16 protein-coding genes and 2 tRNA genes are annotated in these 15329 nt (G+C 44.9%); 9 read left to right on the top strand and 9 right to left on the bottom strand.

Going from position 1 to position 15329, the window contains the following annotated elements; genetic code table 11:
* Positions 1-148: 148 nt before the first annotated feature.
* Positions 149-225, bottom strand: a tRNA-Pro gene (locus R7Z50_RS22505).
* Positions 226-484: 259 nt separating this feature from the next.
* Here R7Z50_RS22505 and R7Z50_RS22500 point away from each other — a divergent pair.
* The 3 genes from R7Z50_RS22500 (at position 485) to rluF (ending at position 2591) form a co-directional block, all read left to right on the top strand.
* Positions 485-625: a DUF3149 domain-containing protein gene (locus R7Z50_RS22500; RefSeq protein ID WP_005382236.1), complete on the top strand. Its 141-nt coding sequence runs from the start codon at positions 485-487 to the stop codon at positions 623-625.
* Between the two features lie 132 nt (positions 626-757).
* Entirely contained in the window at positions 758-1339 is a 582-nt protein-coding gene (smrA, locus tag R7Z50_RS22495; protein WP_005382233.1) for a DNA endonuclease SmrA, read from the top strand.
* Between the two features lie 94 nt (positions 1340-1433).
* Positions 1434-2591 carry a 23S rRNA pseudouridine(2604) synthase RluF gene (rluF, locus tag R7Z50_RS22490; RefSeq protein WP_064377052.1) on the top strand — a complete coding sequence of 386 codons (1158 nt, stop codon included), beginning with the start codon at positions 1434-1436 and terminating at the stop codon, positions 2589-2591.
* Positions 2592-2655: 64 nt separating this feature from the next.
* Here rluF and ybaK read toward each other — a convergent pair whose 3' ends face one another.
* The 8 genes from ybaK to hemA form a co-directional block, all read right to left on the bottom strand.
* Complete coding sequence (gene ybaK / locus R7Z50_RS22485; RefSeq protein ID WP_005382231.1) at positions 2656-3129, bottom strand: Cys-tRNA(Pro) deacylase; 474 nt, start codon at positions 3127-3129, stop codon at positions 2656-2658.
* A 102-nt stretch (positions 3130-3231) separates the two neighbouring features.
* Positions 3232-4914 (bottom strand): bifunctional UDP-sugar hydrolase/5'-nucleotidase UshA, encoded by a 1683-nt coding sequence (gene ushA / locus R7Z50_RS22480; protein WP_225492302.1) that lies wholly within the window; start codon positions 4912-4914, stop codon positions 3232-3234.
* Positions 4915-5134: 220 nt separating this feature from the next.
* Positions 5135-5986, bottom strand: coding sequence for a 3-deoxy-8-phosphooctulonate synthase (gene kdsA, locus R7Z50_RS22475; RefSeq protein WP_005384095.1), 852 nt, complete (start codon positions 5984-5986; stop codon positions 5135-5137).
* A 53-nt stretch (positions 5987-6039) separates the two neighbouring features.
* Positions 6040-6849, bottom strand: a complete 810-nt coding sequence (locus tag R7Z50_RS22470; protein WP_005384098.1) for a SirB1 family protein — start codon at positions 6847-6849, stop codon at positions 6040-6042.
* A gap of 5 nt (positions 6850-6854) precedes the next feature.
* Complete coding sequence (locus tag R7Z50_RS22465) at positions 6855-7238, bottom strand: SirB2 family protein (protein ID WP_005382225.1); 384 nt, start codon at positions 7236-7238, stop codon at positions 6855-6857.
* Positions 7239-7278: 40 nt separating this feature from the next.
* Positions 7279-8133, bottom strand: coding sequence for a peptide chain release factor N(5)-glutamine methyltransferase (gene prmC, locus R7Z50_RS22460; protein WP_115385795.1), 855 nt, complete (start codon positions 8131-8133; stop codon positions 7279-7281).
* 3 nt (positions 8134-8136) lie between these two features.
* Positions 8137-9225, bottom strand: coding sequence for a peptide chain release factor 1 (gene prfA / locus R7Z50_RS22455; RefSeq protein WP_005382222.1), 1089 nt, complete (start codon positions 9223-9225; stop codon positions 8137-8139).
* Positions 9226-9254: 29 nt separating this feature from the next.
* Entirely contained in the window at positions 9255-10511 is a 1257-nt protein-coding gene (gene hemA, locus R7Z50_RS22450; protein WP_005384104.1) for a glutamyl-tRNA reductase, read from the bottom strand.
* A 134-nt stretch (positions 10512-10645) separates the two neighbouring features.
* Here hemA and lolB point away from each other — a divergent pair, with 134 nt between their 5' ends.
* The 6 genes from lolB to R7Z50_RS22420 all read left to right on the top strand — a co-directional run bounded on the left by lolB (position 10646) and on the right by R7Z50_RS22420 (position 15327).
* Positions 10646-11284, top strand: a complete 639-nt coding sequence (lolB, locus tag R7Z50_RS22445) for a lipoprotein insertase outer membrane protein LolB (RefSeq protein WP_085570134.1) — start codon at positions 10646-10648, stop codon at positions 11282-11284.
* Positions 11266-12153, top strand: coding sequence for a 4-(cytidine 5'-diphospho)-2-C-methyl-D-erythritol kinase (ispE, locus tag R7Z50_RS22440; protein ID WP_139832080.1), 888 nt, complete (start codon positions 11266-11268; stop codon positions 12151-12153). Before lolB ends, ispE begins: the two co-directional genes overlap by 19 nt.
* Before the next feature lie 27 nt (positions 12154-12180).
* Entirely contained in the window at positions 12181-13125 is a 945-nt protein-coding gene (locus R7Z50_RS22435; RefSeq protein ID WP_005393176.1) for a ribose-phosphate pyrophosphokinase, read from the top strand.
* A 151-nt stretch (positions 13126-13276) separates the two neighbouring features.
* Positions 13277-13867, top strand: coding sequence for an aminoacyl-tRNA hydrolase (pth, locus tag R7Z50_RS22430; RefSeq protein WP_005384112.1), 591 nt, complete (start codon positions 13277-13279; stop codon positions 13865-13867).
* A 10-nt stretch (positions 13868-13877) separates the two neighbouring features.
* Entirely contained in the window at positions 13878-14969 is a 1092-nt protein-coding gene (ychF, locus tag R7Z50_RS22425) for a redox-regulated ATPase YchF (RefSeq protein ID WP_005393178.1), read from the top strand.
* Between the two features lie 284 nt (positions 14970-15253).
* Positions 15254-15327, top strand: a tRNA-Met gene (locus tag R7Z50_RS22420).
* Positions 15328-15329 lie beyond the last annotated feature (2 nt).

Below are 15329 nucleotides of genomic sequence, written 5' to 3'. Positions count from 1 at the left end.
TTTCTGTAGAGCCTTCCTCTCAATACGTGTCGGTGAAGAGCCATGTTCTAACTTCAAGCGAACCCCATTTGGTTCGATACTATTGAAGTCTAAAATTACTAGCACTAAAAACGACGAAAGCCTGCTCATTGAGCAGGCTTTCTGAAAGTGGTCGGTGAAGAGGGATTCGAACCCCCGACCCTCTGGTCCCAAACCAGATGCGCTACCAAGCTGCGCTATTCACCGAGATGTTTAACTGAGGAATTGTCCCCGTCAACGAATGCGTATATTACGGATTCTGAACTGTGGCGCAAGTGCTTTTTACAAAAAAACCTTAGGTCTTAATTCGTTTGATGAATAACTGAACACTAGCACGTAAAATGTGACTGATAACTCACAACAAAATACAGTTTATTAACCTTAGCAACATAATTGATCCAGATCAGTGTGCAACAAGACACCGCCATTTAGTTTATTCCTGTCGGGAACATCTTGGAGGAAACGTATGGACTTTTGGCTTGATCTCCTATTTGGTAATGCAGTGGGTCTATCGTCAATGATAGTAATTTTTGGGGCAATTGGTCTGATGTTATTTTACGGCGGTTTCTTCATATACAAGATCATGAACGACAAATCTCCTCACTAGATCTCGCTTAGCTCTAGAAACGCTTTGCACCGGAGTCGGTTACTTGCCTACTCCGGTTTTTTATTTGATCTCAATGCACCACTCATTGATATAATCCTATTATTCTTCCCTGTTCTTAATGAGATTACTGCTATGTCTCACGACGACGATTTTGATCTATTTCAACAGATGATGGGCGATGTAAAGCCAATCACTCAAGACACCACCGAACACAAAAAAGTACACCAAGTAACAGAAGCACAGCTCGCAAAACGCGAAGCAGCAATCTGGTTAACGGAAGATGACCCAGAATACCTATCACTTGATCACGCTGAAATGCTCAAGCCAGAGGACTTTGTTGAGTTCAAACGTGATGGTGTACAGGACGGGGTTTACCGCAAACTTCGCCTTGGTAAGTATCCAATCCAAGCTCGCTTGGATTTGCACCGTAAAACATTGAAAGAAGCACGCGATGAAGTCGTGACGTTTTTAAAGCAATGCCTATCAATGGACATTAGAACGGTCGTTATCGTCCATGGTCGAGGAGAACGCTCAAATCCACCTGCAATGATGAAAAGCTTTGTTAGCAGTTGGCTACGACAAATAAAGGAAGTCCAATGCGTCCATAGTGCGCAACGCTTTCACGGTGGAACTGGAGCCGTTTACGTCCTACTTAGAAAAAGTGCGGAAAAGAAATTAGAAACCCGCGAACGTCACCAAAAACGGTTAGGCTAAATTTCACCCTAATGCTAGAATGCCCGCCCTTATTCTTCCTTCCCCTTAAAGGAAGGGAGCTTCATTCGCCGTTGTGAAACGTTAGGAGACAAAAATGTCACAAGACAACGCTAAACGATTAAATAAATTCATCAGTGAAACGGGGTTTTGCTCACGCCGTGAAGCAGACAGACTGATTGAGCAAGGCCGTGTCACCATTAATGGCAACAAACCTGAAATGGGGACAAAAGTGCTACCTGGTGATGATGTTTGTGTGGATGGTAAGCCAGTGGCAGCAAAAGAGAAGCCGATTTATATCGCTCTCAATAAACCAACAGGCATCACCTGTACAACTGAGAGAGACGTCCCTGGAAACATCGTTGATTTCATCGGCCACCAAAAACGTATCTTTCCGATCGGCCGCTTAGACAAACCCTCTGATGGTCTGATCTTTTTGACCAACGATGGCGACATCGTGAACAAAATCCTTCGCGCAGGCAACAGCCACGAAAAAGAGTACGTCGTACGCGTGGACAAGCCAATTACAGGCGAGTTTCTCAAACAGATGTCGAGTGGCGTTAAGATTCTCGACACAGTCACCCTACCTTGTAAGGTAACGAAAGAAACTAAATTCTCTTTCCGTATTGTGCTCACTCAAGGACTTAACCGTCAGATCCGTCGCATGTGTGAAGCGCTGGGCTATGAAGTATTCAAGCTGCGTCGCGTACGCATCATGAATATCTCTCTTGATGGTATTCCGAATGGAAAATGGCGTTATCTAAGTGACGAAGAAGTGGCAGAGATCCTAGCAATGTGTGAAGGCTCGGTAGGTACAGAAGAAGCATCAAAAACAGACTCTAGAGGTCGCAACATTCGTAAAGCGACCGACGCGAAGCTGTTTGATAGCCGTGAAGAAAACCAAGATTCTACTGCTCGTCGTAACCAGAAGACACGAACTTTCCGTGGTAACAATGCTGATGAATTCCGTCATGCACCAAACTCGAAAAAAGGTCAACAAAAGCGTCGTCAGCGTGATGATGAAGGCGGACGTCCAGCTAAAGAACATTACAAAGCGAAACCACAAGGTGAACGCAGCAGACCGCAAGGCGAGCATGGTAAATCACACCGTAAACCAGATGCATCGAGCAATACGCATTCAGCAAACAAGCCTCAATCACCGAGTAAGCCCAAGCAGCATTACATGAACCCAAATGCCGCGAAACCAAGTAAACCAGCTAAACGCACTGGTGGTACATTGAGTCTGAAGAAGTAACGCTTCACTGACAGGCAAGATCAAAAAAGGACGCTCATGAGCGTCCTTTTTATTTGTCATGAGTTTACAAACAAAGAGGTGCAAACTGACCGCGAGTTAAGCTCAGCAAATCTCTCGGGGCTAACTCAATTTCTAAACCACGTTTACCAGCACTCACACAGATTGTGTCTTGCTCTGCTGCGCTTTCGTGCAAAAAAGTAGGTAATGCTTTCTTCTGCCCTAGTGGGCTAATTCCACCAACGACATAACCTGTGGTCTTTTGCGCGATTTCCGGATCAGCCATATCGGCCTTTTTGCCCTTCGCTGCTTTCGCTGCCAGTTTTAGGTTCAGCTTTTGATCAACAGGGATAATCGCAACCGCAAGATTCTTTGGCTCCCCGTTCAAGCAGAACAGCAAGGTTTTAAATACTGTTTTCGGATCCTGTCCTAGCACTTCAGCAGCTTCTAAACCATAACTATCGGCTCTAGGATCGTGCTCATATTGATGGATGGTGTGTGGAATTTTTTTCTTTTTCGCAAGATTAATGGCCGGAGTCATTAAGATTCTCCTCATAAAAACAAAAAGCGCAGACTGAATTGGATCTGCGCTTTTAGTTAATGATATCAGCGAGTTTGAGTCAATCGCTTTTTCTCTGTTGGGTTACTGATCAATCGCCGTATCAACTAAATACGTGATTTCACCTGAAGGGGCATACTCATTAACATCAATAGGGCTGTGTGTTTCTAAATAATCCTTCAAAACTTCAGCATCGGTAAAACCTGTATTTACATACCCTGGATGATCGTCGATTTTAGGGTAACCATCACCACCAGCAGCATTGTAGCTTGGTACGGTAAAGCGGTAATTACCATCTAAGCGAAGTTGCTTATTACCAATAAACACATTGGTTACCTCACCATTATTGATACTCATCGCAATGCCGGCAAACTGTGCATAAGCACCAGAGTCAACAGGCTTAGTTGCAACGACATTTAGATAATCTAATACCTCTTTACCCGTCATATCAACGTAAGAAACCATATTGCCAAATGGCTGAACAGTGAGCACATCTTTGTAGGTAATCTCACCTGCTGCAATCGAATCGCGAACGCCGCCAGAATTCATTACGGCGAAATCTGCTTTCGCACGTTCCATGTGAGCCGTTGCAATTAATCGACCTAAGTTTGTTTGCTGGTAACGAACCACATTGCGGTCACCCTCAAGCTTACCGTTAGATTCTGCAATCTTCACGTTTAGTTTGCCCTGACCTTTTTCTTGATAAGGACGAAGAAACTCAAGCATCATTTCGTCTTGTTTAATCTCATCTTGGATCAAGACTCGTTGCGACTGACCATCAACTTTAACTTTCTTTTTCAAGTTTACAGGGATCAGATCGTAGCTCACCATCGAGAGTTCGCCATTACGAAACTCGTAATCGGCGCGTCCCACATATTTCCCCCACTCATGTGCCTGAACAATAAAGGTGCCATTTTGTTTATCGGGCTGACATTCATCACCTGGTTTAAAGTTCTTTTTGATAACGTTTGGACCTTCCATGCACACAGGTTCTTGTGAGTGTCCTCCAACGATCATGTCGAGATCGCCGTCATTCAAATAACGAGCTAACGCCACATCGCCAGGAGCATTGATGCCTCTATTACCATTTTCATAGTGTCCCATATGCGTGACAGCAAAAATCAGATCTGGATACTCTGTTTCTTTCAGTTCTGCAATCAGCTTCTTGGCTTCTTCTTTTGGGTCACGGAAGTCAATTTGTTCAATGAATTCAGGGTTGCCAAGTTTCGCAGTGTCTTCGGTTGTAAGACCAATGACCGCAATTTTAATGCCTTGCTTGTTAAACATCGCGTATGGTTGAAATAAACGCTTGCCAGTATTTTTATCGTAAATATTGGCAGACAACATCGGAAAGTTTGCCCACTCTTGCTGCTTGAATAGCACGTCCAATGGATTATCAAACTCATGATTACCTAGAGCCATCGCATCGTAACCAATTTTGCTCATGCCTTTAAAATCCGGCTCGGCATCTTGTAAATCAGACTCAGGTACTCCTGTGTTGATGTCACCACCAGAAAGCAGTAACACGCTGCCCCCCTCATCCTGTATTTCTTCGCGCAAATCATCGATTAACGTTTTACGCGCCGCCATGCCATATTCACCGTATCGATTTTGCCAAAAGCGACCATGATGATCGTTAGTGTGCAACACGGTCAATTTATAGGTTGTATCGGCATTCCATTCTGGTGCAGGTTGCGTAGCACACCCAGCTAACGAGGCCAAGATAGCGGCACTCAAAACAGTTTTGATCATCAGACGCTGATTCATTTATTTACCTTTTTCTTATTGGGATTACTGACGCACATTTTAAGCATTCGATCTATTTGAAAACCACGTGCACCCTAACACATTGATTTAATAATTATGATGCATTGTTTAGCAATAACAAATTCATCAGTAACAAGTTTGAGAATTTACAGTTTTTCAGATAAAAAAATAGCCAACACTCGGTTGGCTATAGTATTTGTTACCACCAGTCATCTGGCGTTTACTTGATATCGATATCTGCAAAGCTCTTGATCAGATCATCAAGCGATTTCATTTGTGCTAAGAATGGCTCTAACTTGTCTAGAGGCAGTGCAGATGGGCCATCACAACGCGCTTGGTCTGGGTTTGGGTGCGCTTCGATAAATAGACCTGCGATGCCTGTCGCTAGACCCGCTTTTGCAAGCTCAACTGTCTGCTCACGACGGCCGCCAGATGCTGCGCCTGATGGGTCACGCATTTGTAGTGAGTGCGTTACGTCAAAGATGATTGGGCTACCTTTCGAAGCATTTTTCATCACACCAAAACCAAGCATGTCTACAACTAGGTTATCGTAACCGTGGCAAGAACCGCGCTCACATAGGATGATCTTGTCGTTACCGCATTCTGCGAACTTCTCAACGATGTTACCCACTTGACCTGGGCTCATAAATTGAGGTTTCTTCACGTTGATAACCGCACCTGTTTTAGCCATAGCTTCAACAAGGTCAGTTTGACGAGCTAGGAATGCAGGAAGCTGAATAACGTCTACCACGTCAGCGACAGGTTGAGCTTGTGCTTCAGTGTGAACGTCCGTGATGATCTTTACACCAAAAGTGTCTTTCAGCTCCTGAAAGATTTTCATACCTTCTTCCAGACCTGGACCACGGTATGAATGAACAGAACTGCGGTTTGCTTTGTCAAACGACGCCTTAAATACGTAAGGAATACCAAGTTTTTCCGTTACTTTTACGTAGTGCTCACAGATCTGCATCGCAAGATCACGAGACTCAAGAACGTTCATACCTGCAAATAGGGTGAATGGCTTGTCGTTAGCAACCTGAATGTCGCCGATATTAACGATTTTCTGTTCCATTTTGATTCTCTTTTTCTGTCCACGATACGCCACAGTTCGGCACATCGATAAAATTAGTGAAGTGTGACGTGCGTTTCACTCATCACATTAACTTGTGATTTTAGTAGCTCGGAAGCCGGATCGTCAGGGCATTGGTCAATAAAGTACTGAAAATCTGATACCGCTACTTGAGGGCACTCTAGCTGTTGGAAAATAAAACCACGGTCACGAATTTCGTATGGATCATCTGGCACAAACGTTAGAGCAAGATTCGTACAACGTAATGCCAGCGTATAATGCTCTTCGCGCAACATCGCACTTTTAATCAACGCCAACCAGCGACCAATAATTGTTGGGTTGTCAGCTTCCTCAAAATGTTCAGGCTTTAGCTGAGCTAGCGGTCCTTCCTGGCCAATAAGCCAAGCTTGAAGAATCCTTTCACCTACATACTCACCATTAAATGGGTTGATGTAGTCTGGCTTCTTATGCATCCAGTCGACTTTTAACAGGAACTGAGTAGGGAAAGTAACTCCCTTCAACGGGAACCCCAGCTTTTTGCCTAGGTATAACAAAATCGAACCTAAGCTCACAGGAATACCTTTTCTGCGCTCCAACACTTTATCGATGAAGCTGTTGTCCGAAATAAAGTATTCCTGCTCGTCGCCTTTGAACCCCCACTCGTGGAAAAACAGTCGTAGGAATGCATCAAATCGTTGCTCTTCATCGGTTTCATGAACAAGCGTGGCTTCTGCATCTTTGTAAAGACGCTCTAACTCTTGTTTCGCCCAATGTACTTTGGTTTCTGGGTTAATCGCTTTGTTGAGCTCAAGCGCACCTTCCACCAACGGTATATTGTCAAAATCTTCGTCAAAAAACTCTAACATGACGTCTATCCAAATAACGTAGGGCTCTTAGACACAGCAATGTTTGCAGCCATGACCAACCAACCCAATGCGCCGAAAAAGCCAAATATCTTCAGTAGGTTGTTTTTCGCAAGTTTCAATGAGAAGAATCCAAGCGCAATGTACGCCAGTACGCAGGTGATTTTGTTTGTTAACCACGGTGCGGCATCGGTAAACGGGATGAAACCAGTAATGAAAATAAGCGCGATACCTGACACTAGCAATGCAGTATCAACGATGTGGGGAAACACTTTCAAAAAGCGATTATTTCGCTTCGGTGAGTTCATCATCATTAACACGAATCGGATCGATAATAGTGTCGCGCTGAGCGCAATCGTCACTAAGTGTATGTGTTTTAGAGCTACGTACATTTTTCTTCTCTTTTTAGTTAGTGTTTGCTGACTTCCGTGATTAACAGGCAAAACAACCGAGCGTTACTCGATCGTTACCACCGTAATCTTTTTCCGTAACGACCTGTTGGTAACCAAAGCCACGCATTATCTCACGCACCGCCTCACCTTGATCATAACCATGTTCAAATGCCAGCCAACCGCCCACTTCAAGATACTGACGAGCAAGATCCGAGATATAACGAATATCAGCTAAGCCATTCTCTTTAGCAACTAATGCAGATTTTGGCTCAAAGCGCACATCACCTTGGGATAAATGTGGATCTTTTTCATCAATATATGGCGGGTTGGAGACAATTAAAGCAAACTTCGTACCTTCTGTAATAGGCTCAAACCAACTGCCTTGAGCAAAGGTCACATTTTTGATGTTTAGCTGCTCAGCATTGTACTCTGCAAGTGCTTTCGCTTCTTGCTTAAGGTCTACGCCCGTCACTTGACGCTTTGGCATTTCAGATGCAAGCGCGATGGCGATAGCTCCCGTACCCGTTCCAAGATCTAAAATAGGCCCAGTTTGCTCGTAGGTTTTATCGAGTGCAACCTCGACCAAACGTTCTGTATCCGGTCTTGGGATCAAGGTAGAGGGAGAAACTTTGAACGGTAGAGACCAAAACTCTCGCTCACCAATAATATAAGCGACGGGTTCACCAGTTAAACGTCGTTCAAGTAGAGCGTCAAACTGAGATTTTTGCTCTGCTTCTAATGCTTTTTCTGGCCAGGTCAGCAGGTAAGTTCGTGGTTTGCCAAGGACATGGCAAAGGAGTACAGCTGCATCGAGAGAAGGCGACTCTTTGCCGCCTTCTGCCAGTTTCGCCGTCGCACTTTTCAGTGCTTGCTCAATCGATTGAACTTGGCTCATCGATTAGCCGTTCTCTGCGAGCGCCGCAAGTTGGTCTGCTTGGTGCTCTTGAATCACAGGATCAATCAAGCTCTGCAGGTCACCTTCCATCACTTCGTTCAAACGATAGATGGTCAGGTTGATACGGTGATCAGACACACGACCTTGTGGGTAGTTGTAGGTACGAATACGGTCACTACGGTCACCAGAACCTAGAAGGTTACGACGTGTATCAGACACTTCTGCGGCACGACGCTCTTCTTCCGCTTGAACGATACGAGCAGCAAGAACCGCCATTGCTTTCGCTTTGTTCTTGTGCTGTGAACGCTCATCCTGACACTCTACTACCGTACCCGTTGGTAAGTGGGTAATACGGATTGCAGAATCCGTGGTGTTAACGTGCTGACCACCCGCGCCAGATGCACGGAACGTATCGATTTTCAGGTCTGCTGCTTTGATTTCTGGCAGATCCGCTTCAGGGATTTCCGCCATTACTGCTACTGTACAAGCAGAAGTATGCACACGACCTTGAGACTCTGTTGCTGGAACACGCTGTACACGGTGACCGCCTGACTCAAACTTCAACACGCCGTATGCACCGTCGCCGCTTACTTTCGCGATCATCTCTTTGTAACCGCCGTGTTCTGCTTCGTTAGAAGACATCACTTCGATACGCCAACCACGCTTTTCTGCGTACTTGCTGTACATACGGAATAGATCACCCGCGAAGATACCCGCTTCGTCGCCACCCGCACCTGCACGAATTTCTAGGAAACAGTTACGATCATCGTTCGGATCTTTTGGCAGAAGAAGAATCTGTAACTCATCAGTAAGACGCTCAATCGTCGCTTTCGCTTCTTTGATTTCTTCTTGCGCCATTTCACGCATTTCTTCGTCGTCTTCGTTTGCCATCTCTTCAGCGGCGACAAGATCTTCTTGTGCTTGTTGATAAGCTTGGAAGCACTTGGTTACTTCTTCTAGCTGAGAGTACTCTCTTGATAGAGCACGGAATTTGTCCTGATTTCCAATTACATCAGGATCACCAAGAAGATGTTGAACTTCTTCGTAACGTTCTACTAGCGTTTCTAGCTTAGTCAGAATAGAGGCTTTCATAGTGTCGTTTTCTTAATAAAAAGCGTGAGTTATAGATCATCCAAGCCAAGTGTTTGGCGGATAATCGTTAATTTTGCTGGTTCGCCTTGCTCTGCTGCACTTTGCAATGCGCGAGTTGGAGCGTGAATCAGTTTGTTGGTGAGTTTATTACTCAGCTCGCGCAGCACTTTCTCCGGATCTGCGCCTGCCGCTAAAGATTGCAAACTTTTGCTCAGTAACTCTTCACGAATTTCGTTGGCTGATTTGCGATAGTCGCGAATACTATCGACGGCTTGCAGTGAACGCAACCATGTCATAAATGCAGCGCTTTCTTCACTAACAATCGCTTCAGCTTGAATCGCTTCGACTTTACGCTGCTCAATGTTGCTGTCGATGATAGATTGCAAGTCATCAACAGAATACAGATATGCGTCGTTCAGTTCACCGACTTCCGACTCTACATCTCGCGGCACCGCAATATCGACCAACAAGATAGGTTGATGCCGGCGCTGCTTTAGAGCCGTTTCGACCATACCTTTGCCAATAATAGGCAATGGGCTCGCCGTTGAGCTAATCACAATATCCGCTTTCGCCAAATGTTCAGGAATTTCGTTCAAACTGATCACTTCTGCGCCAAATTGGTCCGCTAAGCCTTGCGCGCGCTCTTTAGTGCGGTTCGCGACAATCATTTTTGTGCAACCGTTGGACGCTAAATGCTTCGCGACCAATTCAATCGTCTCACCCGCACCAACCAAAAGCACGGTTGAATCTGATAACGACTCAAAAATATGTTTTGCCAGTGTACATGCCGCATAAGCCACGGACACGGCATTACCACCAATATCTGTCTCTGTTCTTACCCGTTTGGCGACTGAGAACGTCTTTTGAAACAGTTTATCAATCGAGGCATCGACGGCTTGATGATCTCGCGAGTCAGAAAATGCTTGCTTTACCTGCCCCAAAATTTGAGGCTCACCCAACACCAGAGAGTCAAGACCGCACGATACGCGCATCAAATGCTTTATTGCTGCTTGCTCTTCATGAACATACAAACTCGGCATTAAATCTTCGCGGCTCACTTGATGAAATTGAGCAAGCCAATCGATCAACTTGTTTCGCGCTCCTTGCTTAACATCGCAGTACAACTCAGTTCGGTTACAGGTTGAAACAATCACACTGCCGTTAACTGCTTCGTGCTCTCTAAGTTGCTCGAGTGCAGGGCCGAGTTTATCCGGACCAAACGCCACCTTCTCTCGCAAGTCGACAGACGCTGTATTGTGATTAATTCCAATAGCAAGCAAGGACATCTAACGTGGTATCTCTGGGATAGGTTATAAAATAGGTCCAGAATTTTACTGTAAGCACGCATTTATTGAAAGGGTAAGCCGGATTTGTTTTCCTAAGTGCGACTTTTCAATGCTATAGTTGTGAGCGATTCCCGATGAAACTGATTAATAAGCCATCAAACATGACGTTACGCTCCTTTATTCTTTTTTTCTTGTCGAGCTTACTGCTCGCTGGTTGTTCGTCCGTTCCTGAAAGTGTTACCAGCGTTGAATGGCAAGCTCATGAGCAGCGACTCGAAACCATCCAAGATTTTCAAGCAACGGGGAAACTTGGTTATATTGGCCCAGACCAAAGACAAAATTTAAACTTCTACTGGAAACATTCTTCAGCACTAAGCCAGTTGCGTTTAACAACGATTCTCGGACAAACGGCATTAAAGCTCACCATCACCCCACAAGGCGCCACAGTAGAAACTTACGACGATCAGGTCCTTTCTTCTCGCAGTGCTAACCAGCTGATTTACCGTCTTACAGGGTTGATGATGCCCGTCGAACACATGCCTGACTGGCTATTAGGTCTACCGACCGATGCCGACAAATTCCAACTGTCTCCAACCAATACACTGCAAGCGTTAAACAAACAAATTGGTTTAAATGATTGGAGTATTGCATATCAACGATATGGCGACGTTCAATGGCATGAACAGTCTCTCCCTCTGCCAAATAAGCTGAAACTCACCACAGCTGATGTCAAAATAAATCTAGTGATCACAAAATGGAACATCACCCAATGATTGAACTTTCAACACGCTGGCCATCACCAGCGAAATTGAATCTCTTTCTATATATCAACGGCCGTACAGAGAATGGCTACCACGAGTTACAAACCTTATTCCAATTCGTCGATCACGGCGATGAGCTCACTATTCAAGCGAACTATTCTGGTGATATTACAATTTCTCCAGAGATAGAAGGTCTGCCTCTTCAAGACAATTTAATTTGGAAAGCAGCAACCGCGCTTCAAGCTTACTCAAACTGCCCTTTTGGCGCGCATATTGAGCTACAGAAAGTGCTGCCTATGGGTGGAGGCATTGGTGGGGGCTCATCGAATGCAGCTACAGCATTAGTGGCACTGAATTACTTATGGCAACTGAATCTAACTGACGACGAACTGGCTGAAATAGGTTTAAAACTAGGCGCAGACGTGCCCGTATTTGTGCGCGGATTTGCAGCTTTTGCTGAAGGTATTGGTGAAAAACTCTCTCCTGCTTATCCCGAAGAAAAGTGGTATTTAGTCGTCAGACCGAATGTATCTATCGCAACCGTCGACGTTTTTTGTCATCCAGATCTAACGCGAAACACCCCAAAACGAGATCTAGAAACACTTTTAAATACGCCAAGCGTAAACGATTGCGAAAAAATTGTACGAATGCTCTACCCAGAGGTTGATAAGCAACTTTCTTGGCTGCTACAATACGCGCCGTCAAGATTGACGGGGACAGGATCTTGCGTTTTTGCTGAATTTTCGAGCAAATCTGAAGCAGAAACTATCCTTGCACAACTCTCTGATAAAGTCTCGGCATTTGTCGCTCAAGGGCGCAATATTTCGCCATTAAAAGAGACTTTGGCTGAATACCAATCAGCCTCACACCGACCTATTTAAACTGGACGCAAACCCGAGGTTTCCACCGTGCCTGATATGAAGCTATTTGCTGGTAACGCAACACCTGAACTAGCCCAACGTATTGCTGATCGTCTTTACATCTCTCTTGGTGATGCATCTGTTTCTCGCTTTTCTGATGGCGAAGTTGCAGTTCAAATCAATGAGAATGTTCGTGGTAGCGATGTTTTCATCATTCAATCCACTTGTGCACCGACTAACGACAACCTAATGGAATTGGTTGTTATGATTGATGCAATGCGCCGTGCTTCAGCAGGCCGTATCACTGCAGTTATCCCTTACTTCGGCTACGCTCGCCAAGACCGTCGTGTACGTTCTGCGCGTGTGCCAATTACTGCAAAAGTTGTTGCTGATTTCCTATCTAACGTTGGTGTTGACCGCGTTCTAACTATCGACCTACACGCAGAGCAAATTCAAGGCTTCTTCGATGTACCTGTAGACAACATCTTCGGCACGCCAGTGCTACTTGAAGATATGCAGGCTCGCGGTCTAGATAACCCTGTAGTGGTATCTCCTGACCTAGGTGGCGTTGTTCGTGCTCGTGCAACAGCAAAAGCACTAGGCGACATCGACATCGCAATCGTAGATAAGCGTCGTCCACGTGCAAACGTTTCTGAAGTAATGAACCTAATCGGTGATGTTGAAGGTCGTGACTGTGTGATCGTTGATGACATGATCGACACAGGTGGCACACTATGTAAAGCAGCTGAAGCACTAAAAGAGCGCGGTGCTAAGCGTGTATTCGCTTACGCTACTCACGCAGTATTCTCAGGCAACGCTGCGGATAACATCAAGAACTCAGTTCTTGACCAAGTTATCGTAACTGACTCTATCTCTCTGTCTAAAGAGATGGCTGCAACAGGTAAAGTGACAACACTAAGCCTATCTCGCATGCTGGCTGAAGCGATTCGTCGTATCAGCAACGAAGAGTCAATCTCTGCAATGTTCAACTAATACGAACATTTCAGTTACACTGATTTCAAAAGCACCCCTCTTTGGGGTGTTTTTTTATTTGTACTGATAACTAGAAAATCCCTTAGTCGCCCACCGCGAGTTTTCTGTGCTATCATACTGCGCTTTTTGAGATTCCAGAGAGATCCTAACCTTGAGTCAACAAATCAAACTTCTTGTTGGTCTTGCTAATCCAGGACCAGAATACGCCAGAACTCGTCACAATGCGGGCGCTTGGGTTGTAGAAGAATTAGCACGCGTTCACAACGTTACACTGAAGAACGAACCAAAGTTTTTTGGTCTAACAGGACGCATTATGGTCAATGGCCAGGATCTCCGTTTGCTTATCCCAACCACCTTCATGAATCTATCAGGTAAATCGATCGCAGCGCTTGCGAAATTTTATCAAATTAAACCTGAAGAGATCATGGTTGCTCATGACGAGCTAGACTTACCGCCAGGTGTCGCTAAGTTTAAAAAAGGTGGGGGTCACGGTGGACACAACGGTCTGCGTGACACCATTAGCAAACTGGGCAATAACAAAGATTTTTATCGTCTTCGTATTGGCATTGGTCATCCGGGACACAAAGATAAAGTGGCGGGTTTTGTATTAGGTAAAGCGCCAGCTAAAGAGCAAGAGCTTTTAGATGCAGCAGCTGATGAGGCTGTTCGTTGTCTAGATATCCTGATTAAGGATGGCCTATCTAAAGCACAAAATCGCCTCCACACGTTCAAAGCTGAATAAGGTTACTATCATGGGTTTTAAATGTGGCATCGTTGGTCTACCTAACGTAGGTAAATCAACTCTGTTCAACGCACTAACTAAAGCGGGTATCGAAGCAGCAAACTTCCCGTTCTGTACCATTGAACCAAACACTGGTGTGGTTCCTGTGCCAGATCTACGTCTAGACGCACTAGCTAAGATCGTTAACCCACAGAGAGTTCTTCCAACGACGATGGAGTTCGTGGACATCGCTGGTCTTGTTGCTGGTGCATCACGTGGTGAAGGTTTAGGTAACAAATTCCTAGCTAACATCCGTGAAACAGACGCGATTGGCCACGTTGTACGCTGTTTTGAAAACGAAAACATTGTTCACGTTTCAGGTAAAGTTTCACCTATCGAAGATATCGAAGTGATCAACCTTGAACTTGCAATGGCTGACCTTGATTCTTGTGAGCGAGCGATTCAACGTAACGCGAAGAAGGCAAAAGGCGGCGATAAAGATGCAAAATTTGAACTAACCGTACTAGAAAAACTGTTACCAGTACTAACTGAAGGCGGCATGGCACGCACAGTTGAGCTATCTAAAGAAGAGTTAGCAGCAATCGGCTACCTAAACTTCCTAACACTGAAGCCAACTATGTACATTGCAAACGTAAACGAAGATGGCTTCGAAAATAACCCATATCTAGATGCGGTTCGTGAGTTCGCAGAAAAAGAAAACAATGTCGTTGTACCTGTATGTGCAGCTATCGAATCTGAACTATCTGAACTAGAAGATGAAGATCGCGAAGAATTCCTAGCAGATATGGGGATCGAAGAGCCGGGCCTGAACCGTGTAATTCGCTCTGGTTACGAACTACTGACTCTACACACCTACTTCACAGCAGGTGTTAAAGAAGTACGTGCTTGGACAATCCCTGTTGGTGCAACTGCGCCTCAGGCGGCAGGTAAGATCCACACTGACTTCGAGAAAGGCTTTATTCGTGCAGAAGTAGTTGGTTACGACGATTTCATCCAATTCAATGGTGAAAATGGCGCAAAAGACGCAGGTAAATGGCGTCTAGAAGGTAAAGACTACATCGTAAAAGATGGCGATGTTGTACACTTCCGCTTCAATGTTTAATTAAATGAATGAATTCTAAACACTTCATTTACACTAAAAGCCAGCTGTTAAGCTGGCTTTTTTAATACCTTAAGTAAATGAACAAAAATAAATTACGCAACTGCAAGCTAATTTATTTCCAGTTTTAGATCATAAACACGCCTCTTTGTTTAAAAAGGAAGCGAACGAGGTTTTTTCCGAAATTTATTAAAAAAAACTGTTGACGGATCTCACTCAACTTCGCATAATGCGCGCCGTTCCCAACGACAAGGCAACAAAGCGTTGAGAACAAAAAATATGGTTTTGGCTACGTAGCTCAGCTGGTTAGAGCACATCACTCATAATGATGGGGTCACAGGTTCGAATCCCGTCGTAGCCACC

The sequence above is a fragment of the Vibrio sp. 1249-1 genome (genome assembly GCF_033340495.1).
This window is presented reverse-complemented; position numbering and strand designations above follow the sequence as displayed.

What these genes read in the sequence shown, in the direction of transcription:
- R7Z50_RS22500 (WP_005382236.1), top strand. Translation starts at nt 485, where the DNA reads ATGGACTTTTGGCTTGATCTCCTATTTGGTAATGCAGTGGGTCTATCG.
- smrA (WP_005382233.1), top strand. Translation starts at nt 758, where the DNA reads ATGTCTCACGACGACGATTTTGATCTATTTCAACAGATGATGGGCGAT.
- rluF (WP_064377052.1), top strand. Translation starts at nt 1,434, where the DNA reads ATGTCACAAGACAACGCTAAACGATTAAATAAATTCATCAGTGAAACG.
- ybaK (WP_005382231.1), bottom strand. Translation starts at nt 3,129, where the DNA reads ATGACTCCGGCCATTAATCTTGCGAAAAAGAAAAAAATTCCACACACC.
- ushA (WP_225492302.1), bottom strand. Translation starts at nt 4,914, where the DNA reads ATGAATCAGCGTCTGATGATCAAAACTGTTTTGAGTGCCGCTATCTTG.
- kdsA (WP_005384095.1), bottom strand. Translation starts at nt 5,986, where the DNA reads ATGGAACAGAAAATCGTTAATATCGGCGACATTCAGGTTGCTAACGAC.
- R7Z50_RS22470 (WP_005384098.1), bottom strand. Translation starts at nt 6,849, where the DNA reads ATGTTAGAGTTTTTTGACGAAGATTTTGACAATATACCGTTGGTGGAA.
- R7Z50_RS22465 (WP_005382225.1), bottom strand. Translation starts at nt 7,238, where the DNA reads ATGTACGTAGCTCTAAAACACATACACTTAGTGACGATTGCGCTCAGC.
- prmC (WP_115385795.1), bottom strand. Translation starts at nt 8,133, where the DNA reads ATGAGCCAAGTTCAATCGATTGAGCAAGCACTGAAAAGTGCGACGGCG.
- prfA (WP_005382222.1), bottom strand. Translation starts at nt 9,225, where the DNA reads ATGAAAGCCTCTATTCTGACTAAGCTAGAAACGCTAGTAGAACGTTAC.
- hemA (WP_005384104.1), bottom strand. Translation starts at nt 10,511, where the DNA reads ATGTCCTTGCTTGCTATTGGAATTAATCACAATACAGCGTCTGTCGAC.
- lolB (WP_085570134.1), top strand. Translation starts at nt 10,646, where the DNA reads ATGAAACTGATTAATAAGCCATCAAACATGACGTTACGCTCCTTTATT.
- ispE (WP_139832080.1), top strand. Translation starts at nt 11,266, where the DNA reads ATGGAACATCACCCAATGATTGAACTTTCAACACGCTGGCCATCACCA.
- ychF (WP_005393178.1), top strand. Translation starts at nt 13,878, where the DNA reads ATGGGTTTTAAATGTGGCATCGTTGGTCTACCTAACGTAGGTAAATCA.